The sequence below is a fragment of the Pseudomonas sp. SO81 genome (assembly GCF_030374125.1).
Lineage (GTDB): Bacteria > Pseudomonadota > Gammaproteobacteria > Pseudomonadales > Pseudomonadaceae > Aquipseudomonas.
Map to the genome: position 1 here is coordinate 2,878,859 of NZ_CP126126.1, position 23,910 is coordinate 2,902,768.

The 23,910-nt window shown below is 68.1% G+C and carries 26 protein-coding genes; 13 read left to right on the forward strand and 13 right to left on the reverse strand.

The annotated features are described in order from the left end of the window. The first annotated feature begins 211 nt into the window (after positions 1 to 211). Positions 212 to 1,885, forward strand: a complete 1,674-nt coding sequence (locus OH686_RS13410) for a putative bifunctional diguanylate cyclase/phosphodiesterase (protein WP_289533178.1) — start codon at positions 212 to 214, stop codon at positions 1,883 to 1,885. A 95-nt stretch (positions 1,886 to 1,980) separates the two neighbouring features. Here OH686_RS13410 and OH686_RS13415 read toward each other — a convergent pair whose 3' ends face one another. Continuing rightward, entirely contained in the window at positions 1,981 to 3,369 is a 1,389-nt protein-coding gene (locus OH686_RS13415; protein ID WP_289533180.1) for a NorM family multidrug efflux MATE transporter, read from the reverse strand. 138 nt (positions 3,370 to 3,507) lie between these two features. Here OH686_RS13415 and OH686_RS13420 point away from each other — a divergent pair, with 138 nt between their 5' ends. Both OH686_RS13420 and OH686_RS13425 read left to right on the forward strand, forming a co-directional pair. Then, on the forward strand, positions 3,508 to 4,434 hold the full coding sequence (locus OH686_RS13420) for a LysR substrate-binding domain-containing protein (protein ID WP_289533182.1): 927 nt from the start codon (positions 3,508 to 3,510) through the stop codon (positions 4,432 to 4,434). Positions 4,435 to 4,805: 371 nt separating this feature from the next. After that, positions 4,806 to 5,606, forward strand: a complete 801-nt coding sequence (locus OH686_RS13425; protein WP_289533183.1) for a gamma-glutamyl-gamma-aminobutyrate hydrolase family protein — start codon at positions 4,806 to 4,808, stop codon at positions 5,604 to 5,606. Positions 5,607 to 5,655: 49 nt separating this feature from the next. Here OH686_RS13425 and OH686_RS13430 read toward each other — a convergent pair whose 3' ends face one another. Both OH686_RS13430 and OH686_RS13435 read right to left on the reverse strand, forming a co-directional pair. Beyond that, on the reverse strand, positions 5,656 to 7,149 hold the full coding sequence (locus OH686_RS13430; RefSeq protein WP_289533185.1) for a YifB family Mg chelatase-like AAA ATPase: 1,494 nt from the start codon (positions 7,147 to 7,149) through the stop codon (positions 5,656 to 5,658). Positions 7,150 to 7,183: 34 nt separating this feature from the next. Next, positions 7,184 to 7,444 (reverse strand): accessory factor UbiK family protein, encoded by a 261-nt coding sequence (locus OH686_RS13435; RefSeq protein WP_289533187.1) that lies wholly within the window; start codon positions 7,442 to 7,444, stop codon positions 7,184 to 7,186. 412 nt (positions 7,445 to 7,856) lie between these two features. Between OH686_RS13435 and glnK the strand changes: the two genes are divergently transcribed. The 5 genes from glnK (at position 7,857) to sutA (ending at position 11,899) form a co-directional block, all read left to right on the forward strand. After that, the gene (gene glnK / locus OH686_RS13440) at positions 7,857 to 8,195 is read left to right on the forward strand and encodes a P-II family nitrogen regulator (RefSeq protein WP_021700071.1); all 339 of its coding nucleotides are present in this window, start codon (positions 7,857 to 7,859) and stop codon (positions 8,193 to 8,195) included. A gap of 35 nt (positions 8,196 to 8,230) precedes the next feature. Further along, positions 8,231 to 9,547 (forward strand): ammonium transporter, encoded by a 1,317-nt coding sequence (locus tag OH686_RS13445; RefSeq protein ID WP_137974619.1) that lies wholly within the window; start codon positions 8,231 to 8,233, stop codon positions 9,545 to 9,547. A 96-nt stretch (positions 9,548 to 9,643) separates the two neighbouring features. Further along, positions 9,644 to 10,894, forward strand: a complete 1,251-nt coding sequence (locus OH686_RS13450) for an ammonium transporter AmtB (protein ID WP_289533195.1) — start codon at positions 9,644 to 9,646, stop codon at positions 10,892 to 10,894. A 156-nt stretch (positions 10,895 to 11,050) separates the two neighbouring features. Beyond that, on the forward strand, positions 11,051 to 11,494 hold the full coding sequence (locus OH686_RS13455) for a secondary thiamine-phosphate synthase enzyme YjbQ (RefSeq protein WP_137974621.1): 444 nt from the start codon (positions 11,051 to 11,053) through the stop codon (positions 11,492 to 11,494). A gap of 78 nt (positions 11,495 to 11,572) precedes the next feature. Then, complete coding sequence (sutA, locus tag OH686_RS13460) at positions 11,573 to 11,899, forward strand: dormancy-specific transcriptional regulator SutA (protein WP_137974622.1); 327 nt, start codon at positions 11,573 to 11,575, stop codon at positions 11,897 to 11,899. A 58-nt stretch (positions 11,900 to 11,957) separates the two neighbouring features. Here the strand turns inward: sutA and OH686_RS13465 are convergent, their stop codons facing one another. From OH686_RS13465 to lptM, 6 genes are read right to left on the reverse strand one after another with little or no spacing between them, the layout of a single operon-like run. Beyond that, on the reverse strand, positions 11,958 to 12,656 hold the full coding sequence (locus OH686_RS13465) for an HAD family hydrolase (protein ID WP_289538960.1): 699 nt from the start codon (positions 12,654 to 12,656) through the stop codon (positions 11,958 to 11,960). Further along, positions 12,653 to 13,546, reverse strand: a complete 894-nt coding sequence (xerC, locus tag OH686_RS13470; RefSeq protein WP_289533199.1) for a tyrosine recombinase XerC — start codon at positions 13,544 to 13,546, stop codon at positions 12,653 to 12,655. Before xerC ends, OH686_RS13465 begins: the two co-directional genes overlap by 4 nt. Before the next feature lie 44 nt (positions 13,547 to 13,590). Beyond that, the gene (locus OH686_RS13475) at positions 13,591 to 14,286 is read right to left on the reverse strand and encodes a DUF484 family protein (protein WP_289533201.1); all 696 of its coding nucleotides are present in this window, start codon (positions 14,284 to 14,286) and stop codon (positions 13,591 to 13,593) included. Beyond that, entirely contained in the window at positions 14,283 to 15,113 is an 831-nt protein-coding gene (dapF, locus tag OH686_RS13480) for a diaminopimelate epimerase (protein WP_289533203.1), read from the reverse strand. The genes OH686_RS13475 and dapF overlap by 4 nt, the downstream gene beginning before the upstream one ends. A gap of 10 nt (positions 15,114 to 15,123) precedes the next feature. Continuing rightward, complete coding sequence (gene lysA / locus OH686_RS13485) at positions 15,124 to 16,371, reverse strand: diaminopimelate decarboxylase (RefSeq protein WP_137974627.1); 1,248 nt, start codon at positions 16,369 to 16,371, stop codon at positions 15,124 to 15,126. Positions 16,372 to 16,380: 9 nt separating this feature from the next. After that, positions 16,381 to 16,518, reverse strand: a complete 138-nt coding sequence (gene lptM / locus OH686_RS13490) for an LPS translocon maturation chaperone LptM (protein WP_021700061.1) — start codon at positions 16,516 to 16,518, stop codon at positions 16,381 to 16,383. Between the two features lie 163 nt (positions 16,519 to 16,681). On the opposite strand from lptM, the gene OH686_RS13495 reads away from it, so the two are divergent. From OH686_RS13495 to rnk, 4 genes are all read left to right on the forward strand, one after another. Continuing rightward, positions 16,682 to 17,734 carry an AraC family transcriptional regulator gene (locus OH686_RS13495; protein ID WP_289533205.1) on the forward strand — a complete coding sequence of 351 codons (1,053 nt, stop codon included), beginning with the start codon at positions 16,682 to 16,684 and terminating at the stop codon, positions 17,732 to 17,734. A gap of 10 nt (positions 17,735 to 17,744) precedes the next feature. Continuing rightward, a complete protein-coding gene (cyaY, locus tag OH686_RS13500) occupies positions 17,745 to 18,077 on the forward strand; it encodes an iron donor protein CyaY (protein ID WP_137974629.1) in 333 nt (110 codons plus the stop codon). Next, on the forward strand, positions 18,049 to 18,252 hold the full coding sequence (locus OH686_RS13505) for a DUF1289 domain-containing protein (protein ID WP_289533207.1): 204 nt from the start codon (positions 18,049 to 18,051) through the stop codon (positions 18,250 to 18,252). The genes cyaY and OH686_RS13505 overlap by 29 nt, the downstream gene beginning before the upstream one ends. Positions 18,253 to 18,372: 120 nt before the next feature. Then, a complete protein-coding gene (gene rnk, locus OH686_RS13510) occupies positions 18,373 to 18,780 on the forward strand; it encodes a nucleoside diphosphate kinase regulator (protein ID WP_137974631.1) in 408 nt (135 codons plus the stop codon). Here rnk and OH686_RS13515 read toward each other — a convergent pair. Further along, positions 18,777 to 19,007, reverse strand: coding sequence for a hypothetical protein (locus OH686_RS13515; protein WP_289533209.1), 231 nt, complete (start codon positions 19,005 to 19,007; stop codon positions 18,777 to 18,779). The two genes, rnk and OH686_RS13515, sit on opposite strands and share 4 nt — an antisense overlap. Before the next feature lie 3 nt (positions 19,008 to 19,010). After that, positions 19,011 to 19,196 (reverse strand): hypothetical protein, encoded by a 186-nt coding sequence (locus OH686_RS13520; RefSeq protein WP_289533211.1) that lies wholly within the window; start codon positions 19,194 to 19,196, stop codon positions 19,011 to 19,013. 185 nt (positions 19,197 to 19,381) lie between these two features. Here OH686_RS13520 and OH686_RS13525 point away from each other — a divergent pair, with 185 nt between their 5' ends. Beyond that, positions 19,382 to 20,185 carry a lipase family protein gene (locus OH686_RS13525; protein ID WP_289533213.1) on the forward strand — a complete coding sequence of 268 codons (804 nt, stop codon included), beginning with the start codon at positions 19,382 to 19,384 and terminating at the stop codon, positions 20,183 to 20,185. Between the two features lie 11 nt (positions 20,186 to 20,196). Here the strand turns inward: OH686_RS13525 and OH686_RS13530 are convergent, their stop codons facing one another. Further along, positions 20,197 to 20,889, reverse strand: coding sequence for a glycine-rich domain-containing protein (locus OH686_RS13530; protein ID WP_289533215.1), 693 nt, complete (start codon positions 20,887 to 20,889; stop codon positions 20,197 to 20,199). 16 nt (positions 20,890 to 20,905) lie between these two features. Beyond that, positions 20,906 to 23,770 carry a class I adenylate cyclase gene (locus tag OH686_RS13535; RefSeq protein WP_289533217.1) on the reverse strand — a complete coding sequence of 955 codons (2,865 nt, stop codon included), beginning with the start codon at positions 23,768 to 23,770 and terminating at the stop codon, positions 20,906 to 20,908. Positions 23,771 to 23,910 lie beyond the last annotated feature (140 nt).

The window sequence follows — 23,910 nt, forward strand, 5'->3', positions numbered from 1 at the left end:
GGGCCGAGTTCCGCATAAAAAGCTTAAGGATTGTGTGCTAAGTCACTATTTTTTAAGATCCTGTACGGTTGTACCACCCGCACCCGGTTGCCGCTGCTATGCCTTTCCGGGAGGATGCGCAGAAATCTGCACAGGACGGCAGAAAGAGAACGCCGAAAAACGGTGCACGCAGACGGGGTAAGTCTGTCTCGCTTGGCCTTGGGGAGGTCATTTGTCCGCGCTCGTCGAACCCATGCGCTTGGTCCTGCTCGCCGAAAGGCCGGAGTGGGCGTCCTTGCTGCGCGCGCGGCTCGAAGTCATCGCCGGGGCCTACCCGCTGATCACCGCACCCTCCTGGGAGGCCGCCAGCAGCCTGTTCGACGACGGCGGCTGCGGCCTGCTGCTGACCACTCCCGCCTGTCGCCCGGCCCCCGGCCGTTGCTCGCTGCCCACCGTACTGCTGCTCGACGAGGAGCCCGCCGAGGCGCCGACGGATGTCTACGACTGGCTGGTGCATAGCAGCCTCAGCGTCGATCTGCTGCGCCGCTGCCTGCGCTACGCCGGCGAGCGCTCGCGCCTGCAGAACACCCTGCAGTGCCTGGCCGAGCAGGACCCGCTGACCGGCATCGCCAACCGCCAGGGCTTCCAGACCCTGCTGGCGGCGCGCCTGGCGGAATACCAGGGGCGCGGGCTGACCCTCGGCCACCTGGACCTGGACAACTTCAAGCACGTCAACGACGCCCTCGGCTACCAGGCCGGCGACCGCCTGATCCTGCAGGTGGTGGCGCGGCTCAAGGCGCAGCTGGAGGCCGGTGACGCCCTGGCGCGCCTGGGCAGCGACGAATTCGCCCTGCTGGTCGACACCCGCCGCGACCCGGCCCGCGCCGAGCGCCTGGCCGAACGCATCACCGAGGCCCTGTCCGAGCCCTACTGGGTCGACGGCGAGAGCCTGCTGCTCGGCTGCAGCCTGGGCCTGGCCCATGCCCGCGCCGACGCCGGCGCCGACCCGCTGATGTGGCACGCACATATCGCCATGCAGCAGGCCAAGGCGGCCCAGGGCTGCACCCATCATCTGTACGACGAACGCATCCACCGCGGCGCGCGCAGCATGGCCGACCTGGAGACCGAGCTGCGCCGCGCCCTGCGCCGCGACGAGCTGGAGCTGCACTACCAGCCGCGCCTGTGCCTGCAGAGCGGGCGCATCGTCGGTCTGGAGGCGCTGGTGCGCTGGCGTCACGCCGAACGCGGCCTGCTCGGGCCGGACGAGTTCGTGCCGCTGGCCGAGGAGAGCGGGCTGATCGTGCCGCTCGGCTACTGGGTGATCTCCCGCGCCCTGCGCGACATGCAGTGGCTGCGCGGGCGCGGCCTGCCGGCGCTGCACATGGCGGTCAACCTATCGTTCCGCCAGTTCCAGGACAGCCAGCTGCTGTCGACCCTCAGCCGCCTGATCGAAGAGCGTGGGGTGGACGCCCAGTGGCTGGAGTTCGAGCTGACCGAAACCGCCGTGATGCGCCGTAGCGAGCAGGTGCAGCAGACCATGCAGGCCCTCGGCCGGCTCGGCGTGCGCTTCTCGCTGGATGACTTCGGTACCGGTTTCTCGTCCTTCGTGCACCTCAACAACCTGCCGATCACCCTGCTGAAGATCGACAAGAGCTTCGTCGGCGGCATGGGCGAGCGCGCGGAGAACCGCCAGCTGGTGCGGGCCATGATCAACCTGGCGCACAACCTCCATCTGGAGGTGGTGGCCGAGGGGGTGGAGAACGCCGAGCAGCTGGCCCTGCTGCGCCAGTTCGGCTGCGACCAGGTGCAGGGCTACCTGATCAGCAAGCCGCTGCCGCTGGCCGACCTGGCGCGCTTCCTGGTGTTCGGCATGCGCCAGCCGCTGCTGGCCGGCATGCCGTCTTAGAGCGGATCAACCCCGCGCCGCATAGCTGAATCGAGGGGGTAGCCCGGATTGCATCCGGGCTAGGTTCTCAAGCGCGTGCCGGGCTCTAATTCTGTCTACGACAGGCAGGCCTCGCCGTCCGTGACCGGCTGCGGCCGCAGCATGCGCCCCATCTTCCACTCGAAGCCCAGGGTCAGGCCCACCGCCGCACAGGCCAGGCCGCCGGCCAGGCCCCACCACACGCCTTCGGCGCCCCAGCCCAGTGGGAAGGCCAGCGCCCAGGCCAGCGGAATGCCGATCACCCAGTAGCAGCCGATGCCCACCAGCAGGGTGGTCTTGCCATCCTTGAGGCCACGGATCGCGCCCATGGCGATGGTCTGGATGCCGTCGAACAGCTCGAACACCGCGGCTACCGCCAGCAGGCTCACGGCCATGGCCACCACGGCGGCGAACTGCGGGTCGTGGCGGTCGAGGAACAGGCCCACCACCTGCTCCGGCAGCAGCCAGAACAGCACGGCGAAGCCGAGCATCAGCACGGCGCCACTGCCGATGCCCAGGCGCCCGGCCCGGCGCGCCTCGAGCAGGCGGCCGGCGCCGTAGTGCTGGCCGATGCGGAAGGTGGTGGCGTAGGAAATCCCCACCGGCACCATGAAGGCCACGTATACCGACATGATCGCCACCTGATGCGCGGCCAACGCGTGGCTGCCGATGGCGCCCATGCACAGGGCGGCGAAGGCGAACATGCCGGACTCCACCGCATAGGTGCCGCCGATCGGCAGGCCCAGGCGCAGCAGTTCCTTCAGCTCGGCCAGGCGCGGTTGTAGCAGGCCCTGGCGCAGCGGATAGGCGGCATAGGCCGGATGGCGCAGCAGGTGCAGGAACAGCAGCAGGGTCATCAGGTTGGCCACCACCGCGGTGACCAGGCCGATGCCGGCCAGACCGAGCCTGGGCAGGCCGAACCAGCCGTGGATCAGCACATAGTTGAGGGCGAAGTTGGCCAGCGCGCCGCCGATGCTGATGGCCATCACCGGCCCCGGCCGGCCGATGGCCGCCGGGAAGCCGCGCAGGGCCATGAAGCCGAGATAGCCGGGCAGGGCGAACACCAGGGTGGAGAGAAACTGCATGGCGCCGTCGATGTTGTGCGGCTCCTGGCCGAACCGGGCCAGCAGCGGGCCGAGGTTCCACAGCAGCAGGCCGCTGGCCAGGGCCAGGCCCCAGGCCAGCCACAGGCCGTTCTGTGCCAGGCGAGTGACCCCGGCGGCGTCGCCGGCGCCGTGGCGGATGGCGATCAGGTTGCCCACTGCGGCCAGCACGCCGACGCAGAAGATCGAGATGAACGAATAGCTGGCCGCGCCCAGGCCGCCGGCGGCCAGCTCCGCCGGGCCCAGCTTGCCCATCATCAGGGTGTCAGTGAACACCATCAGCACGTGGGCCAATTGCGCGGCGATCAACGGGCCGGCGAGGCGGAAGAGGGCGGTGAGTTCGTCGCGTACGGCGGGCGGCATGATGAGTCTGGCTCAGTGAAAGGGCTTGCCCGCTGGAATCGAGCGAGCCGAGAATGCTGCAATTCTCCGGAGCCAGTCGCCGTCGCACAAAGGGAAAAAAGCGATGCCTGGCATGATTAATACTCATAGGTAATCGTCATGGGTCGCCGCCTGCCCCCGCTCTATGCCCTGCGCGCCTTCGAGGCTGCTGCCCGGCATGCCTCCTTCACCCGCGCCGCCGAGGAGCTGGCCATCACCCAGAGCGCGGTGAGCCGGCACATCCGCACCCTGGAGGAGCACTTCGGCTGCCGCCTGTTCGAGCGCGCCGGCCGCCATCTGCGCCTGAGCGAGAGTGCACGCCTGCTGCTGCCGGGTGTGCGCGATGGCTTCGATGCGCTGGAGCGGGCCTGCACCGCGCTGAGCGCCGACGATGCCACCCTGCGCCTGAAGGCGCCCTCGACCCTGACCATGCGCTGGCTGCTGGCGCGGCTGTCGCGCTTTCGCCAGCGCAACGCCGATATCGAGGTGCAGCTGACCAGTGCCTGGATGGATGTGGACAAGGTCGACTTCCACCAGGAGCCCTTCGACTGCGCCGTGCTGCTCAGCAGCGGCGGTGTCTTCCCCGCCGAGTGGGAGAGCGTCGAGCTGTTCGCCGAATGGCTGATCCCGGTCTGCGCGCCGGAGGCTGCCGCCGATGGGCCCTGGGAGCTGGAGCGCCTGCAGGCCACGGAGCTGCTGCATCCGACTCCGGACCGCCGCGACTGGCGGCGCTGGGTGCAGGCCATGGGCCTGGAGGAGCGGGTGCCGCTCAGGGGCGGCCAGGTGTTCGACACCCTGGAGCTGGGCATAGTGGCGGCGGCGCGCGGCTACGGGGTGTCCATCGGCGATCTGGTGATGGTCGCCGAGGATGTCGAGCAGGGCCGTCTCGGCCTGCCCTGGCCCAGCGCGGTGGCCAGTGGCGACAGCTATCACCTGGTCTGGCTGCGTGGCCGGCGCGGCGAGGAACGCCTGTGGCGCCTGCGCGATTTCCTCCTCGGCGAGGTGGCGCAGATGCGCCTGCCCCCGGTGCAGTGGATCAAGGCCTGATGCCGCCTGGGCCCGTGGCCTTGCAGGATTTCAATCGGGTTGCGTAAAAAATAATGGACTTCTACGGGGCGTGGCGAGGAGCGCTCATGGCCTTATGCGCCGAATAATGGCGCTTTCTGGCCGATATGCCGATCTGATTCTTAAACGTTCTAGATAAGATTTGTTTGACATATTTTACGGGCCTGGAGAGACTGTGCTGGCGGTTCGTCTGTTATGCGGCCGTCGCGGAAGGTTCGTTACCTCCCATTCCCATGCCTCCAGGCGAGGCCCAGCTACGCCGCCGACAGACGGAACCGTGCCAAACAGGTAGCGCGTCGATCTCCCGACCCACCTGCACAGCAACGGCAGGCCGACCTGCCCCAAGGTGACGTATGTCCAACAACAACAGCGCAAAGACCACTTCTGCCAAACGTAAACCCGTCGTGTTGATGTCCATGGGCGCCCAGGAGCGCAAGGGCCACGACTATCAGGTGATGACCCACAAATACATCGTGCCGCTGGTGGAGATCGCCAGCTGCGTGCCTGTGCTGGTGCCCACCTGCTGCGGTACCGAAGACCTCGAGCAGTACCTCGACATGGCCGACGGGGTGTACCTCACCGGCGCCGGCTCGAACATCGATCCGACCCTCTACGGCCAGGAGAACCTCACCCCGGAGAAGAGCCAGGATCGTGACCGCGACCTGTTCGACCTGCCGCTGATCAAGGCCGCCATCGCCCGCGGCCTGCCGATCTTCGGCATCTGCCGCGGCATGCAGGAAATCAACGTAGCCCTGGGCGGCGACATGTACCAGAAGCTCTACGCCGAGCCGGGCTTCAACGACCATCGCGAGAACACCGACGACCCGGTGGCCGTGCAGTACGCGGAGGCGCACAAGGTGCGCATCGAGTCCGGCAGCTGGCTGGCCAAGGTGCTGGGTGGTGAGGAGATCGGCGTCAACTCCCTGCATGGTCAGGGCGTGAAGACCCTGGGCAAGGGCCTGGAGCCGCTGGCCCACGCCGAGGACGGCCTGGTCGAGGCCTTCCATGCGCCGAGCCTGTCGCCCTTCCTGTTCGCCGTGCAGTGGCACCCGGAATGGCAGGCCGCGCAGAACCCGGATTCGGTGAAGATCTTCGAGGCCTTCGGCGAAGCCTGTCGCCAGCGCCAGACGCGCAGCTGGTCGAGCGCCGCCTGATTCTCCGCATCGCCTAACCAGAAGCCCGGCCTGTGCCGGGCTTTTTCATTCAGGCCTGGACCGGCCGGTACTGCAGGGCTTCGGCCAGGTGGGCGCGGGCGATCTGCTCGACCTGCTCCAGGTCGGCCAGGGTACGCGCCACCTTGAGCAGGCGGTGGGCGGCGCGCAGCGACAGGTTGAGGCGTTCGCAGGCCTGCTCCAGCCAGTGCTGATCCTGCTCGGCCAGCGGGCAATGCCGGCGCAGGCCGGGCAGGTCGAGAAAGGCGTTGGCGCAGCCCTGACGCCTGAGCTGCCGTTGCCGTGCCTGGGCGACCCGGCCGGCGACGCTGGCGCTGTCTTCGCCCGGTTGCGCCGGCGCCTGCAGGCTGGTGCTCTCGCGCGCGACGGTGAGGTGCAGGTCGATGCGGTCAAGCAGCGGCCCGGAAAGCTTGGCGCGGTAGCGCTGCACCTGGTCCGGCGAGCAGCGGCAACGCCCGCAGGGGTCGCCCAGGTAACCGCAGGGGCAGGGGTTCATCGCCGCCACCAGCTGAAAGCGGGCGGGGAAACGCACCTTGTCGCGGGCCCGGGCGATAACGATCTGCCCGCTCTCCAGCGGCTCGCGCAAAACTTCCAATACCTTTCTGTCGAACTCCGGCAATTCATCAAGGAACAGCACGCCCTGATGGGCCAGGGTGATTTCCCCGGGTTGCGGGCGACTGCCACCCCCCACCAGCGCCGGTCCGGAAGCCGAGTGGTGCGGTTGCCTGAACGGACGCTGCGGCCAGGCCGACAGCGGCGCCAGGCTGGCCACCGAGTGGATGGCGGCCACTTCCAGCGCCTCTTCCTCGGACAGCGGAGGGAGCAGGCCGGGCAGGCGACTGGCGAGCAAGGTCTTGCCGGTGCCGGGCGGCCCGCTGAACAACAGATTGTGGCCGCCGCTGGCGGCGATCAGCAGGGCGCGCTTGGCCGCCAACTGGCCCTGCACTTCGGCCAGGTCCGGATAGGCCGGCACCTCGCGCAGCAGGCCGTTGGCCTGGTGCGGCGCCAGCGGCGTATGGCCGTTGAGGTGGGCGGCGATCTGCAGCAGATGGTCGACGGCCAGCACCTTCAGGCCGGAAGCCAGGCAGGCCTCTTCGGCATTGGCGCTGGGCACCACCAGGGTGCGTCCGGCGGCGCGGGCAGCCAGGGCCGCCGGCAGCACGCCCTGTACCGGCCGCAGGGCGCCGGATAGCGCCAGTTCGCCGAGGCATTCCAGCTCGGCCAGGCTGTCCACCGGTACCTGGCCGCTGGCGGCCAGCACGCCGAGGGCGATGGCCAGGTCGAAGCGGCCACCATCCTTGGGCAGGTCGGCAGGGGCGAGGTTGAGGGTGATGCGCCGCGCGGGGAATTCGAAGCCGGAGTTCTGGATGGCGCTGCGCACGCGGTCCTTGCTTTCCTTGACCGCGGCTTCCGGCAGGCCGACCAGGGCCATGCTCGGCAGGCCGTTGGCCAGGTGCGCCTCGACAGTGACAGGCGGGGCTTCGACGCCGACCTGGGCGCGGCTGTGGACGATGGCCAGGGACATGGATCACTCCTTGATCGCATGCCCGCCGATGGGCTTACTCGGCGGGTGGTTTCTGTTGGGCTTCCAGCTCCGCCAGCTTGGCTTCCAGTGCCTCCAGGCGGGCGCGGGTGCGAGCCAGCACGGCCATCTGGCTGTCGAATTCTTCGCGGCTGACCAGATCCAGCTTGCTGAAGGCGCTCTGCAGCAGGGCCTTGAACTGCGCTTCGAACTCGCTGCGCGGCAGTGGACTCTCACCGCTTAACAGGCGCGAGGCATGGCTGGCGAGGGTATCGAGAATGGCTTTGGGCGGCAGCATGGGCGGTTTATTCCGTGAGCAAACGGCCGGCAGTGTAGCACGCAGCCCGCGCCGGCCAGGGTTGGATGGCCAGTGCACGATTTTTGATCATCACCGGGAGCTGTAGCGCACCAATGCTGTGCAATGACCTGCCAGTCAATTTCCTCCAATCACCGCAGCGCGGCACTAACTGCATGAAAAAGTGGCCTTTTGGCATAGCTGGCAAGCTTTCTGCTTAACACCCCATGACGCGTGCACCGATGCAGTTCCGGTGTGCAGGATGAGGCGGGGGAGTGCCTCACCGGAGGCGGTTGGTGGGCATCGAATCGGCTGGCTACGGGCGGGCGATGCGTTTCAAAAGCCAGACACTGCGCTTAGACTTGAGCCGGGTTCGTTTTCCTGGGGCGAGTCCATCAAAACGGGAGAAAGTTTCATGAAGCTAGTCACTGCCATCATCAAGCCGTTCAAGCTGGACGACGTGCGCGAGTCACTGTCGGAGATCGGCGTGCAGGGCATCACCGTGACCGAAGTCAAAGGCTTCGGTCGGCAGAAGGGCCACACCGAGCTGTATCGCGGCGCGGAATACGTGGTCGATTTCCTGCCCAAGGTGAAGATCGACGTGGCCATCGCCGACGACCAGCTGGACCGGGTCATCGAGGCGATCACCAAGGCGGCCAACACCGGCAAGATCGGTGACGGCAAGATCTTCGTCGTCAATCTGGAACAGGCCATCCGCATCCGTACCGGCGAAACCGGCACCGACGCAGTTTAAGCCTCAGAACCCAACACGCCCCAGGAGAAAAACACATGACTCTGCGTAAGATCGCAGGGCTAGGAGCCCTTTTGTCCCTCGTAACCCCTGGCCTGGCCATGGCTGACGAGGTCGTACTCAACTCCGGCGACACCGCCTGGATGATGACTGCCAGCCTGCTGGTGCTGCTCATGACCATCCCGGGCCTGGCGCTGTTCTACGCCGGCATGGTGCGTTCGAAGAACGTGCTCTCGGTGATGATGCAGTGCTTCGCCATCACCGGCCTGATCAGCATCCTCTGGGTGATCTACGGCTACAGCATCGCGTTCGACACCACCGGCATGGAGCAAGGGGTCGTCAACCTCAACTCCTTCGTCGGCGGCCTGTCCAAAGCCTTCCTCAGCGGCCTGAACACCAGCAGCCTGATCGGTGCCTTCCCGGAAAGCGTGTTCATCTTCTTCCAGATGACCTTCGCCATCATCACTCCGGCCCTGATCGTCGGCGCCTTCGCCGAGCGCATGAAGTTCTCCGCCATGCTGATCTTCATGGGCGTGTGGTTCACCCTGGTCTACGCACCGATCGCACACATGGTCTGGTCCGGTAACGGCGGCCTGATGTGGGACTGGGGCGTGCTGGACTTCGCCGGCGGCACCGTGGTGCACATCAACGCCGGTATCGCCGGTCTGGTGGCCTGCCTGGTATTGGGCAAGCGCAAGGGCTTCCCGACCACCGCCATGGCTCCGCACAACCTGGGCTACACCCTGGTCGGCGCCGCCATGCTGTGGGTCGGCTGGTTCGGCTTCAACGCCGGTTCGGCCATCGCCGCCAACGGCACCGCCGGCATGGCCATGCTGGTGACCCAGATCGCCACCGCCGCCGCCGCCCTGGGCTGGATGTTCGCCGAGTGGATCACGCACGGTAAGCCGAGCGCCCTGGGCATCGCCTCCGGCGTGGTCGCCGGCCTGGTCGCCATCACTCCGGCCGCCGGCACCGCCGGCCCGATGGGTGCCATCGTCATCGGTCTGTCCGCCGGCGTGATCTGCTTCTTCTGCGCCACCAGCCTGAAGCGCAAGCTGGGCTACGACGACTCCCTGGACGCCTTCGGCGTACACGGCATCGGCGGTATCGTCGGCGCCCTGCTGACCGGCGTGTTCGCCGCGCCGGCCCTGGGTGGCTTCGGCACCGTGGAAGACATCGGCGCCCAGCTGTTCGTCCAGTTCAAGGGTGTCGCCTTCACCGTGGTCTACACCGCCATCGTCACCTTCGTGATCCTCAAGGTGCTGGACCTGGTGATGGGCCTGCGCGTGACCGAGGAGCAAGAGACCGTCGGCCTCGACCTCTCCGAGCACAACGAGCGCGGCTACAACCTGTAAGCCCCTCAGCAATACCAAACGCCCGGTCCGCCGGGCGTTTTTCATTGCGCGCCAACGGCGGCGCGGCACTGTGCAACCAGTACAACGGAGTACTCGATGGAAAGCACGGCTCTGATTCCCCTGCAGTATGCGCTGGACACTTTCTACCTACTGATCTGTGGCGCCCTGGTGATGTGGATGGCAGCGGGCTTCGCCATGCTCGAATCCGGCCTGGTACGGGCCAAGAACACTGCCGAGATCCTCACCAAGAACATCGTGCTCTACGCCCTGGCCTGCGTGATGTACCTGCTGGTCGGCTACTACCTGATGTATGGCGGTGCCCACGGCGGTGTGCTGCCCAACTTCGGCTTTCTGATCGGCGACGAGCACGCGGTGGATCTGGTCGCGGCGGGCGGTGAGGGCGCACCGGGCTATGCCAAGCGCGCCGACTTCTTCTTCCAGGTGGTGTTCACCGCCACCTGCATGTCGATCGTCTCCGGCGCCGTGGCCGAGCGCATGAAGCTGTGGGCGTTCCTTGCCTTCGCCGTGGTCATGTGCGGCCTGATCTACCCGATCGAGGGTTACTGGACCTGGGGCGGTGGCTTCCTCAAGCAACTCGGCTTCAAGGACTTCGCCGGCTCCGGCATCGTCCACCTGGCGGGCGCCTCGGCGGCCCTGGCCGGCGTCATCCTGCTCGGCGCGCGCAAGGGCAAGTACGGCAGCCATGGGCAGATCAACGCCATTCCCGGCGCCAACCTGCCGCTGGCGACGCTGGGCACGCTGATCCTCTGGTTCGGCTGGTTCGGTTTCAACGGTGGCTCGCAGCTCAAGGTCAGCAGCATCGACGACGCCAACGTGGTAGCCGCAGTCTTCGTCAACACCAACCTGGCCGCGGCCGGTGGCCTGCTGGCGGCGCTGGTGGTGGCGCGGGTGCTGTTCGGCAAGGCCGACCTGACCATGATCCTCAACGGCGCGCTGGCCGGCCTGGTGTCGATCACCGCTGAGCCGGCCACGCCGAGCGCGGTGCAGGCCGCGCTGATCGGCGCGGTGGGCGGCGTGCTGGTGGTGTTCAGCATCCTCATGCTGGAGCGCCTGCGCATCGACGATCCGGTGGGCGCCATCTCGGTGCACGGCACCAGCGGCATCTGGGGCCTGCTGGTGGTGCCGCTGACCAACAGCGGCGCCAGCCTCAGCGTGCAGATGCTCGGCGCGGCCTGCATCTTCGCCTGGGTGTTCGTCGCCAGCCTGCTGGTGTGGGGCCTGATCAAGCTGGTGATGGGCCTGCGCGTCAGCGAGGAAGACGAATACGAGGGTGTCGACATCGTCGAGTGCGGCATGGAGGCCTATCCGGAGTTCACCCGCAAGTGACGTCGGCCGCGGGTCAAACCAAGGGCGCTGCGGCGCCCTTCGTTTTGCCCGCTGCGAGCCCATCGACGGATTGGAAAATTTCCCGCGTCGGCCAGGTGAAAAGGCCGCGGACAGGCTCTAAAATGCGCCGCCAGTAGATGCTGCAGGTGCTGGAAAATGTGGCAACAACGGCTGATCAGTCTGCGTGCCCGAGCGCGTGGTTTTCATCTGGTAAGCGACGAGCTCCTGCAGGCGTTGCCGGAGCTGGCCGACTACCGGGTGGGGCTTCTGCACCTGTGGCTGCAGCACACGTCCGCCTCGCTGACCATCAACGAGAATGCCGATGGTGCGGTGCGGCGTGACTTCGAGCGCTTCTTCAACCGTCTTGTGCCCCAGGGTGCGCAAGGCTACGAACACGACTACGAAGGGCCGGACGATCTGCCGGCGCATTTCAAGTCCAGCCTGCTGGGCTGTCAGCTGAGTCTGCCGGTCAGCGAAGGTCGATTGAACCTCGGCACCTGGCAGGGCATCTATCTCGGCGAGCACCGCGACCATGGCGGCTCCCGCCGGGTGCTGGCGACCCTGCAAGGCGAGCTGCGCGAAGGCGCGACCCGCCGATAAAATTTTTCCAGCGGCATTTTTGCAATGCGTGCCGCTGGGCTATAAGTAACCTGCTCTGCGCAAGTCATGAGGTAGAACATGAGCGACGAAGAACTGGAACAGGACGACCTGGAAGGCGCCGACGAGGACGAGGGCGATGAGCTGGAAGCGGCCGACGCCGGCGATGACGGCGACGACGGCAGCGACGCTGCCGAGCCCGGCAGCAAGCCCGGGAAGAAGGCCAAGGCCGCCGAGGAAATCGAGGAGCTGCCCAGCGTAGAAGCCAAGCAGAAGGAGCGCGACGCCCTGGCCAAGGCCATGGAAGAGTTCCTCTCGCGTGGCGGCTCGGTGCAGGAGATCGAGCCCAACGTGGTGGCCGACCCGCCCAAGAAGCCGGACAGCAAGTACGGCAGCCGTCCCATCTGAGGACCGCCGCCGGCATGAAAGAGCCCGCCAATCGGCGGGCTTTTTCATGGGCGTTCGCTCAGTTCCAGCGCTCCAGCAGTGCCGGCAGCTCGGCCAGGCTGCGGATCTGTGCGTCCGGTGCCTGCTCGCCTTCCCAGGCCTTGCCCTGGGGGTTGAACCAGATGGCGCGCATCCCGGCGGCGCGGGCGCCGGCGATGTCGTCACTGGGGTGGTCGCCGATATGCACGGCCTGTTCGGCCGCGACCCCTGCATGTTGCAGGGCGGTCTGGAACGGGTGCGGGTCGGGCTTGCCGATGCCCAGCTCCTCGGCGCACAGGGCGAAGCGGAAGTAGTCGGCCAGGCCCAGGCGGCGCACGTCGGCGTTGCCGTTGGTGATCACGCCGAGGGTGTAGCGCAGGGCCAGGCGTTCCAGGGTCGGATGCACCTCGGGGAACAGCTGCACCTGATGACGCGCGGCGAGGAACACCTGGAAGCCCACCTCTGCCAGGTCATCGGCCTCGCCCTGGGCATAGCCGGCGTCGAGCAGCGCGTGCAGCAGGATGCGCCGACGCAGCTCGCTGAGGCGATGCTTGAGGCCGGGGTCGGCCTGCAGCAGGCGCGCACGAATCGCCCACAGGTGCTCGATCGGCACCGGCCCAAGGCGCGGCGCCTCGGCGGCCAGCCAGTCGCGCAGCGCCGCCTCGGCGCTGTGCATGACCGGCGCCACGTCCCACAGGGTGTCGTCGAGGTCGAAGGTGATCAGGCGGATGCTCATCAGGATTCGCTCTTGCGTTTGGCCCGTGGGTGGGCGCCGTCGTAGACCTTGGCCAGGTGCTGGAAGTCCAGGTGGGTATAGATCTGCGTGGTGGCGATATCGGCGTGACCGAGCAGCTCCTGCACGGCGCGTAGGTCCTGGCTGGACTCCAGTATGTGGCTGGCGAAGGAGTGCCTGAGCATGTGCGGATGCAGGTGCTGGCCCAGCTCGCGCACGCCGGCCTGGCGCACCCGCAGCTGGATGGCGCGCGGGGTCAGGCGCTTGCCCTGGCGCCCGACGAACACGGCGCCATCCTGCGGGCTGGTCATGGCGCGCAGCGGCAGCCAGGCCTCCATGGCCTCGCGTGCCTTGCGCCCGACCGGCAGCTCGCGGGCCTTGTTGCCCTTGCCGCGCACCCTTATCAGGCCGGCGGGCAGGTCGAGGCCGTCGAGATCCAGGCCGACCAGTTCGGATAGGCGCAGGCCGGAGGAATAGAACAGCTCGAGCATGGCCTGGTCGCGGCGGGCGATGAAGTCATCCTCCACGCCACCATCCAGCAACTGGGCCGTGCGGTCGGTATCCAGCGCGCGCGGCAGGCGGCGCTCGCCCTTGGGTGCGGCCAGCCCGCCGGCCGGATCATGCCGGCACAGGCCTTCGCGGCCGAGGTACTGATAGAAGCCGCGCACCGCCGAGAGCAGGCGGGCCAGGGAGCGGCTGGACTGACCCAGGCCGTGCAGGCGGGCGACCATGGCGCGCAGGGTGCGGGTGTCGAGGGCGTCCCAGCTGGTGACGGCGTGCTTCTCGCACAGGGCGAGCACTTTCAGCAGGTCGCGACGGTAGCCATCGAGGGTGTGCGCGGAGACCTGGCGTTCGCTGCGCAGGTGTTCGAGATAGGCGTCGAGGCTGCTCTGCATGGCGACTCCGGCAGACGACGGGGTGGGCCGCGAGCGGCCCGGGATCAGCGTACCGAGCGCAGGGGCGCGGCGAAGCGTGGCAGTACGCGGGCCAGCACTTCGGCGACGTAGCCGAGGAACAGGGTGCCGAGGCTGCTCTTGTAGTGTTGCGGGTCCGGGCTGCCGATGGCGAGTACGCCGTGCAGGCCCTGGTAGGTGAGACTGACCACGGCGGCCGAGCCGACCTGGGCGAACTCCTCGCTACCGAAGAGAAACTCCAGCTCGTTGGGGCGCAGCACGCCACAGGTGGTCTTGCCGGCACCGAGCAGGCCGCCGATGGCCTGGTGGGCCTCGGCCGAGCTGACCGAACGGCCGACGCCCAGCGGCGTTTCGCTGAACAGGATCAGGCTGACGAAGGGCACCTGGAACTCGTGGCGCAGGCTGTCTTCCACCGCGCCGATGACCTCTTCCAGGCTGCTGGCGTCGAGCAGGTCGAGCACCAGGCGACGGGTCTTGTCGAACAGGCGGTCATTGTCGCGAGCCACGTCCATCAGCTGCGACAGGCGATGGCGCATCTCGATGTTGCGCTCGCGCAGCAGCTTGACCTGGCGCTCCACCAGCGACACGGCCTCGCCGGGCTGGTGCGGAATGCGCAGCTCGGGGATCAGCTCCTCGTGGTCGACGAAGAATTCCGGGTGCTGCCGCAGATAGGCGGCGACGCTCTCGGAGTCGAGTTTCACGAGCTGATCCTGGTCACTCATAGACGAACCTGTCCTTCGTACACGCGAACGGCGGGTCCGGTCATCATAACCGGCTGGCCGGGCCCTGCCCACTCGATGGACAACTTGCCGCCCGGCAGCTCCAGCTGCAGCGGCGAGTCCATCCAGCCCTGGCGGATGGCGGCCACGGCGGCGGCGCAGGCGCCGGTGCCGCAGGCCTGGGTCTCGCCGGCGCCGCGCTCCCACACGCGCAGGCGCGCCTGCTTGCGGTCGACGATCTGCAGGAAACCGACATTGACCCGCTGCGGGAAGCGCGGATGGTGCTCCAGCTTCGGTCCCAGGCTATGCACCGGCGCGCTGTCGACGTCATCGACGCGCAGCACCGCATGCGGGTTGCCCATGGACACGGCGGCCAGCTGCACGCTCTGCCCGTCCACCTCGACCGCGTAGCTGAGCGCTTCGGCCTCGGCCTGGAACGGGATCTGCGCCGGCGCGAGTCTGGGCGCGCCCATGTCGACGATCACCTGGCCATCGGGGCGCAGGTTGAGCTCGATGATGCCGCCCTTGGTCTCGACGCGGATCTGCTTCTTCACGGTCAGGCGCTTGTCCACCACGAAGCGGGCGAAGCAGCGCGCGCCGTTGCCGCACTGCTCCACTTCCGAGCCGTCGGAGTTGAAGATGCGGTAGCGGAAGTCCACGTCCGGGGTGGTCGGCGCCTCCACCAGCAGCAGCTGGTCGAAGCCGATGCCGGTGTGGCGGTCGCCCCACGCCTTGGCGTGCTTGGGCTGGATATGCGCGTGCTGGCTGATCAGGTCGAGGACCATGAAGTCGTTGCCGAGGCCGTGCATCTTGGTGAAGCGCAATAGCATGATCGCGCCCTCACTGCGGCAGCAGGCTTTCGCCGGCGTAGAGTTCGGCCAGGGTCTCGCGGCGGCGCACTTCATGGGCCTGCTCGCCATCCACCAGCACCTCGGCGGCGCGGCCGCGGGTGTTGTAGTTGGAGCTCATGACGAAGCCGTAGGCACCGGCCGAGCGCACGGCCAGTAGGTCGCCCTCGGCCAGCACCAGCTCGCGGCCCTTGGCCAGGAAGTCGCCGGTCTCGCAGATCGGCCCGACCAGGTCGTAGCTGCGCGCCTCGCCGTCGCGCGGTTGCACCGGGGTGACGTCCATCCACGCCTGGTACAGGGCCGGGCGGATCAGGTCGTTCATCGCCGCATCGATGATGGCGAAGTCCTTGTGCGTGGTGTGCTTGAGGTATTCCACGCGAGTCAGCAGCACGCCAGCGTTGGCCACGATGTAGCGGCCTGGCTCGAACACCAGGGCCAGGTCGCGCCCGGCAATGCGCTCGCGCACGGCCTTGATGTAGTCGCCGGCCAGCGGTGGCTGCTCGTCGCGGTACTGCACGCCGAGGCCGCCGCCGAGGTCCAGATGCTTGATCTGGATGCCCTGGCTGGCGAGCTGGTCGATCAGCGCGAGCAGGCGGTCGAGGGCGTCGAGGAAGGGCGGCAGCGTGGTCAGCTGCGAACCGATGTGGCAGTCGACACCGACCACCTGCAGGTTCGGCAGGGCGGCGGCGCGGGCGTACACGGCCGGCGCCTGCTCGATGTCGATGCCGAACTTGTTTTCCTTCAGACCGGTGGAGATGTACGGGTGGGTGCCGGCATCCACGTCCGGGTTGACCCGCAGCGAGATGGCCGCGGTCTTGCCCAGCTCGGCGGCAACCAGCTGCAGGCGCTCCAGCTCGTCCACCGACTCGACGTTGAAGCAGTGCACGCCCACTTCCAGGGCGCGGCGCATGTCGTCACGGGTCTTGCCGACGCCGGAGAAGACGATCTTGGCGGGCTCGCCACCGGCGGCCAGCACCCGCTCCAGCTCGCCACGGGAGACGATGTCGAAGCCGGCACCGAGGCGCGCCAGGACGTTCAGCACGCCCAGGTTGGAGTTGGCCTTGACCGCGAAGCAGACCAGGTGCGGCATGCCGGCCAGGGCGTCGGCGTAGGCGCGGTACTGGGCCTCGATATGGGCGCGGGAGTACACGTAGGTGGGCGTGCCGAAGCGCTCGGCGATGGCGGACAGGGCCACGCCTTCCGCGAACAGTTGCCCGTCGCGGCTGGTAAAGGCTTGCATGGAACCCCCTTAGAGGAAGACGTCTTTGTCGCGTTCTTTGACGGTCTTGTCGTCGTCGGGCAGGTACAGCGGGCCTTTCTGGCCACAGCCGGCGAGAGCGGCGGTGAACACGGCGAGCGCGATGAAGGGCAGCAGCAGGCGCTTCATGGTGGAGTCCTTTGCAAAATCGAGAATGGCTCGGAGTATACCGACCCCCCGCCGCCTTGCCTATGTACGCCCGGCGGGCCTGTCAGGACCGTTGCGCCGGCGTCTCGGGCTTGCCCACGACGGGGCTTTTGCGGCTAGCATGGACGGAAAAAACGGAGCCCCGATGGACGCCCCCGCCACACTCGCCAGCTCGGTCTCGGTCGCCTACCTGCAGGGCCTGCTGGACTATCTCGCCCGCCAGGGCTTTGCCAGCGAAGCGCTGCTGGCCAAGGTGCAGCTGAGCCCGGCAATCCTCGCCCAGCGCGACCAGCGCATCGCCGTCAGCACCTACCTCGAACTGCTGGGCGAAGGCGTGCGCCTGACCGGCGACGCCAACCTCGGCCTGCACCTGGGCGAGGCCATGCGTCCCGGCTACTACGGCGTGCTCGGTTACCTGATCATGAGCTGCGCGACCCTGGCCGACGCCCTGCACCGCCAGGCGCGCTATGCCGCGCTGGTGGGCAACCTGGGCCGCGTCGACCTGGACGACGAGCCGCCGCGTGAGGGGCTGGAGCCGCAGGTGGCGCATGGCTGGCAACCGCTGGTGCGCGAGCAGCAGCGCCAGCACAGCGAGGAGACCCTGGCCGGCTGGCTGACCTTCGGCCGCTGGATCACCGGCCTGCAGATCCCGCCCACCGAGGTGCGTTTCCAGCACGCGGCGCCGGCCGATACCTCCGAACACCAGCGCATCTTCGGCTGCCCGGTGCTGTTCGGCCAGGCCGACAACGCCCTGGTGTTCCCCAAACGCCTGTTGAACACGCCGCTGGGCCAGGCCGACGCCCAGCTGCGCCAGCTGCTCGATGCCCACGCCGATCGCCTGCTCGGCCAGCTCAACCTCGGCCACAGCGTGCTGGATCGCGCGCGTCGCGAGCTGGCCCGCCAGCTGCCGGAAGAGGGCGCCGACCTGGAGCGCCTGGCGCAGAGCCTCGACCTCAGCGCCCGCACCCTGCAACGGCGCCTGCGCGAGGCCGGTCTATCGTTCAGTGGCCTGCTCGACGAGACGCGCCACCAGCTGGTGCTGCACTACCTGCGCGACCCCGCGCTGGAGCTGGCGGAGATCGCCTTCCTGGTCGGCTTCAGCGAGGCCGGCTCTCTGGCCCGGGCCTTCCGCCGCTGGACCGGACAGAGCCCCGGCGCCTACCGGCAGAGCCTGATAGACTCGCCGCCCCAACCTTGAGGACGCTGTTATGAGTTTGAGCGAAGCCCGTTTCCACGATCTGGTCGATGCCGCCCAGCAGGCCGTGGAAGACATTTTCGACGACAGCGATCTGGATCTCGACCTGGAAAACTCCGCCGGTGTGCTCACCGTGCGTTTCGAGAACGGCACCCAGGTGATCCTCAGTCGCCAGGAGCCCTTGCGCCAGCTGTGGGTAGCGGCGCGCTCCGGTGGTTTCCACTTCGACTATGACGAGGCCCAGGCGCTGTGGATCTGCGACACCAGCGAGGAGCCGCTGGGCGAGCTGCTGAACCGGGTAACCCGTGAGCAGGCCGGTGAAGACATCGAATTCGACGAGCTCTGAGGCCGTCGACTCGCCCTGCCGGCGCCAGTGCTGCCTGGACGACCAGGACATCTGCCTGGGCTGCGGGCGCAGCCTGGCCGAGATACTCGAGTGGGGCAAGGCCGACAACGGCCGCCGCCGGCAGATCTGCCAGGCCGCGCAACAGCGCCTGCGGCCGCCGCCGAGTTGGAGCTGACCGGGCGGTCTTGCTTCTTGCCGGGCTTGTGGTAGGGTCAGCCAAAGCTGACTAACCGATCAAAACCCCGCCCCAGGGCGGGGTTTTGCTTTATCTGGCCCAAGGAGGAAGACCCTCGCCATGAGCAGCACCCCCGCAATCACCATCACTCGTCTCGACCTGCAACGCCTGGAGCGTCTGCTCGACAGCCTGGAGGACTTCGGCCCGACCGCCAAGGCCCTGGAAACGGAGCTGGCGCGCGCCCAGGTGGTGGGCCACGACGAGGTGCCGGCCGGGGTGGTGACGATGAACTCGCGGGTGCACTGCCGCGAGGAAGGCAGCGGCAAGGATTACCACCTGACCCTGGTGTTCCCCGAGGACGCCGGCGGCGAAGGCCGCGTCTCGATCCTCGCGCCGGTGGGCTGCGCCCTGCTCGGTCTCTCGGTCGGCCAGCAGATCGACTGGCCGGGCCCGGGTGGCAAGCCGCTGCGGCTCACTCTGCTGGCCGTGGAATACCAGCCCGAGGCCGCCGGCGAGTACCAGCGCTAGGCCAACAGAAAGCGCGTGGACAGCCCCGCGCGCTCCCGGCAGGGCGGCGTATCGCTGCGCCGCTTGAGCTGCTCGTCCAGTTCCAGATTGCGCGCCATGTTGTGGTTGCACTCGATGGTGCGCGCCACGCCACCGCCGGCCACCTTGCCGCTGCCGGCCAGCGCCGGGCCGTTGATCAGTGCCAGCAGCAGGGCGAGCAGCATGGCCTTGGGCGGGGTCAGCTGCATGTCCTAGCCTCCCACCCGGATCGCTGCGAGCAAGGCGTGCAGCGCATCGGGCAGGTTGGCCCCGCCGCTCATTGCCCGCTCGTCGCCCAGGCCCAGGGCCATGCTCAGTAGCACGCTGGCTGCGATGGCGAACAGGCCGAAGCCGGCGAGAGTGCCGCTTTCCGCGTGCTGGCGAATGAGTCTGGGCATGTCGTTCTCCCGAGGGAATGCTGGAATGGCGCCAGATTCGCTCAAGGAGATTCGATTGAATAATGCTGCTTCTGCGTAGTAAGTATCAGCTGGATCGATTGTCGCTCCGAGGGTCGGGAACTCACCCCGTGCGCGCCTGTCACTGGACTAGAGTGTCTTAACCCACTGCCGGCAAGGAGGCCGCCATGTCTAGCCTGCCCCTGTACTTTCCCCAAGGCTTCTCCCTGGACCGCGCGCTGCTCTGCGCGCAATTGGTCGACCAGGCCTACGCGCAATACCGCCAGTGGCAGACCCAGGACCGCCCGCGCCGCCCCCAGGACTTCGTCTGGAAGCCCCCGCAGCTGCCCGGCTGGCGCTTCTCCCAGCCGATCTGGAGCATCCTCAGCGACCTGCACTTCATCAACGAATCCGAGCCCTTCGGCTTCGCCGCGGCCAACGACCAGGGCGAGACCTATCTGGTGCTGCGTGGCACCGACTCGGCGCAGGACTGGCTCGACGACCTGGATGTGGAACAGGCCGCCTGGCCCTGGCAGGACGGCAGCCAGGGCCATGTGCATGCCGGCTTCCTCAAGCTTTACGGCTCCCTGCGCGACCTGGCCCTGGCGGCGCTGGACAGCCTGCAGCCGACCGGACCGCTATGGGTGTGCGGGCACAGCCTGGGCTGCGCGCTGAGCAGCATGGCGGTGCTCGATCTGCACGAGCGCTGGCCGGACCAGGCCCTGCAGCACTACAACTTCGCCAGCCCGCGCCTGGCCGCGCCGGACTTCGCCGCCAGCTACAACGCGCTGGGTATCACCACCTTCCGGGTGGTCAACGACAGCGATCTGGTGCCGGAAATCCCGCCGGCGGTGACCGATACGCTGCTGTACCAGCACCTGGGCCTGGCGGTGACCTTCACCGCCAGCTATGCCGGCGTGGAGGCCAACCACAGCCTGGAAGGCTCGTATCTGTATGCCCTGGAGCATCCCCAGGCGCCGATGAACGGCTGAGCCCGGCGGCGCTAGTCGCCGCCCCCGCCACATCCGCCACCGCAGCCGCCGCCGTCGGAGCCGGCATCGGAGCCAGCATCGCCGCTGCTGTCGTTGTTCGACCCCGAACCACCGGAGCAGCCCGAGCCGCAGCCGATATGGCTGGCGCAGTAGGCATCGCCATTGCGGTAGCTGCCCGGGTGGGCGCCGCAGTCCAGGCTGTAGCGAAAGCCATCGGCGATGCCCAGCTCGGCGTCCAGGGCGAACAGCAACGGCAGGCGCGCCGGCAGTTGCGGATCGATGCCCTCGCGGCTGCAGGCCAGGCGCCAGGCGCGGCGGATGCCTTCGCCGGCGGCGTTCGGGTTGGGCATGACGTCGTGCGGGGTATGGTGCAGGAAGCGCCCGAGCCCCTGGCTGCAGAACTGGCGGTACTGGCGGGTGTAGAGGATGAACTCGTGCCAGGCCATGTCCACCGCCTGCGACGGCATGGCCACCATGCGCTGCTCGGCCAGGCGACACAGCTGGAAGTATTCGCGCAGGCCGCGCAGCACCTGGCCGGTCTGGGTTGGCGTGAGCTGCGGGTAGTGCTTGGTCAGCCTGCTGCGCAGCTGCTCGGGAAACTCGAAGCCGGCGATGAACTGTTCGCGCAGCAGGCGCTGGCGATGCCGGCGCCAGCGGAAGATGCCGAAGGCGGTGGCGCCAATGATTGCGCTGGTGAGGAGCATGGGGCGTCCTTGTCGGTCAGGCGTTCTGCAGCGCGCTGTTGAGCGCCGCTTCCAGCTCGGCCTTATAGCGCAGGTAGTGGATGGTCTGCGCCTGGCCGTCGCCGAGAATGCGCGACAGATCAAGGTCGGTGATGTAGCAGGGGTAGCGCTCGGCGCCGCGGCGCTGGGCCAGGATATGCCGGGCCACGGCGCCGAACAGCTCGGCACCGTACTCCAGCTCGGAGAATTCACGGTGGTTGCAGTACAGGGTGACATGCACCCGGCCGTGCTCGGCCGGCTCGATGATGGCCTGCACGTCGTAGAACGAATGGCTCACCGGCGCCTGCGGTGGGGCCCGGCGTTCCAGATGCCTGGCGCGCTGCGGTGGCGCCGGCAGCACCTCGTAGTACAGGACCTCCAGCGCCGCCGGCGGCAGCGGGCTGTCCAGCGGCAACAGGGCGTTGCGCCGGTACAGCACCGACTGCAGGAAGCGCTGCAGCGGGGTGAGCAGGCTCTGCTCGTCGCGGAACGGCAGGCGCTGGCGCCATAGCGCGTTGTATTCGTCGAGCACCGAGAGCTCTGCCTGCTCGCCGTCGACCCGGTAGAACACCTGGATGCACTGGGGCCGGCCCAGCGGCAGGATCAGCGCCAGTTCCTCGCCCTCCAGGGCGTAGCGGTCCAGGTGCAGCGGGCTGTAGGACGACTGTTCCTCGCCCAGGTGCTCGATCAGGCTCGGCAGGTCGGCCAGGGCGGCGTGGCTGACCTGGCCCGGCAGCAGCTCTAGCACGTGGTAGTGCTGCTGCACCTGCAGCAGGTAGCGGCTGTTGGCGCCGCCGCTGAGGCTGGTCAGGGCGTCGCGGAACAGCTCCTCGACGCGCTGGGCGATGGCCTGGGCGCGGTTGCGGCAGAAGCAGCGCACCTTGAGGCTGGGGCGGCGGCCATTGGTGGGCAGGGCATTGAGGTAGTCGCGCAGGCAGTCGAGCAGGGCGTGCGGGCCGTCGTAGCGGCTGACCATCAGCTCGTTCCAGCTGTTCAGGCTGACCTGGTCGAGGGTCAGTACCAGGTTCTCGCGCACGCCGGAGTAGCCCAGCGAGTCGGTGCGCCCGGTGGTCAGGTGCACGTTGAGCTGGCTGTGCGACTTGAGCGGGTCGATGCCGACATTGACCAGCAACAGCACCTCGGCCGGCTCGGCGGCGAGCAGCAGGGAGTCCTCGTTCACCGCCGGCAGCGGCAGCGGCACGCTCTGCTGCAGGCTGGCGAGCAGGCTGGATAGCTCGAACTCGCCGAGGTCGCTGCTGCCGGGGTGCAGCGACAGCCGCGTGCTGCTGTCGATCACGCCGTTGCGGTGGCACCAGGCGAGCAGCTCGATCAGGTGACGGGCGCGCTTGAGCGGGGCGAAGTCCGGCCACTCCTGGCCGTTCAGGCTGCCGGGGTAGAGCGCCCACTGGGTCTCGCCGTCGGCCTCCGGGCTGGGACTCTGCACCAGGGTCAGGGTGTCCTCGGCCAGGTCCGGGGCGATGCCGGGGTTGATGAACTCGATCTTGCCGGCCTTGCGCTCGAAGGCGGCGTACAGGCGCCGGCCGAGCACGCCGAGGTCGCGGCTGTTGAGCGGCATGGCGGCCTGCTCGCTGCGGGCGAACTGCGAGAGGAAGCGGTAGCTGTAGGTCAGCTCGTTGACCAGCGCGCGGCGCTCGGCGCTGACCTGGCGCACCTTCCACTGGCTGCGGCTGTCGAGGTTGGCCAGCTCGCGCTGGCTCCAGTGCCACTCGCCGGTGAGGCGCTCGAACAGCAGGCGCTGCCAGCTCTTGGCGCGCTGGCGCGGCGGCACGCTGAGCTTCTTGCCGACCTTGAGGTACAGGCAGCGGCGGATCAGCTCCAGGCGCTCCAGCTCGCCGCGGTCGGTGAGGTATTCCTCCAGGCGGCGGTACACCACGATGTAGGGGTCCAGCTCGTCCAGCTCCAGGCGGTTGGCGTACACCGCCTGCTTGAAGCGCAGGCTCAGGCATTCCACCCGCGGGTGCTCGCTGGCGTAGACCTCGGTGAGCAGCAGCTTGAGCACCGACTTGTAGGGCGAGTCGATACCCTTGAACAGCTGCCACATGCCGGCGCCGATGAATTCGCCCGGCGGAATGCGCGCCAGGTTGCCAAGATCCAGCACCTCTTCGGCGCGCACGAAGCGCTTGCTCAGCAGCGCATGGGTGTAGCCGCGGTAGTTGGCCTCCTCGTACACCGGCACCAGCCACCACAGCGGGGTGCGCCCGCCGAGCCAGATGGCGGTGCGGTAGAACTCGTCGAGCAGCAGGTAGTGCTGGGTGGTACCGCAGTCGTCGGAGGTCAGTTGCGCCTCGCGGTCGCCGACGGTGAAGCGCGCCGGGTCGATCAGGAAGCAGTGCACCTCGGCGCCCTGGGTGGCGGCCCAGGCCTCCAGCAGGTCGCACTTGCGCCGCAGCTCGGCCAGGGCGCGGGCGTCCATCTCCGGGTCGTGGCATACCCACAGGTCCATGTCGCTCTGCTCGGCCTGGGCCACGGTGCCCAGGCTGCCCATCAGGAACAGGCCATGGATCGGCGCCGGCCGCTTGCCGGCCAGGGGGCTGCTGCGGCGGGGCTTGTAGGTGAAGGAGCGGGTCAGGCGCTGGGCCTCGGCGAGGATCTCGTCGCTCGGCTCAAAGCCGGACAACCCGGCCGGGGTGGCGGCCGAGACGTAGCCCGGCAGCAACGGATGGTTCACATGGAACAGCAGCGGCAGCAGCTTGAGCACCAGTTGCTGGCGCGTCGACAGCGCCTGCATGGCGCGGCCCAGGCGGCCGGTGTTGATCTTCAGGAAACGCGCGCGCAGCTGCGCCAGGACCTTGCGGTCGATACCTTCGTTGATATCCGGACGGATTTCCTGGGTGCGCGTCATGTACTGCTCGAAAGCGATGGTGGCAGCAAGACTACCAGCGCCGAGCGGCGCCTGGCAGCCATTCCTGCCCAGTGTATCGGCGGCTCCCGGCCGCGACTGTAGGGAGAAATCCGGGGGCCGCGCCGCCCCCGGCTCCGGTG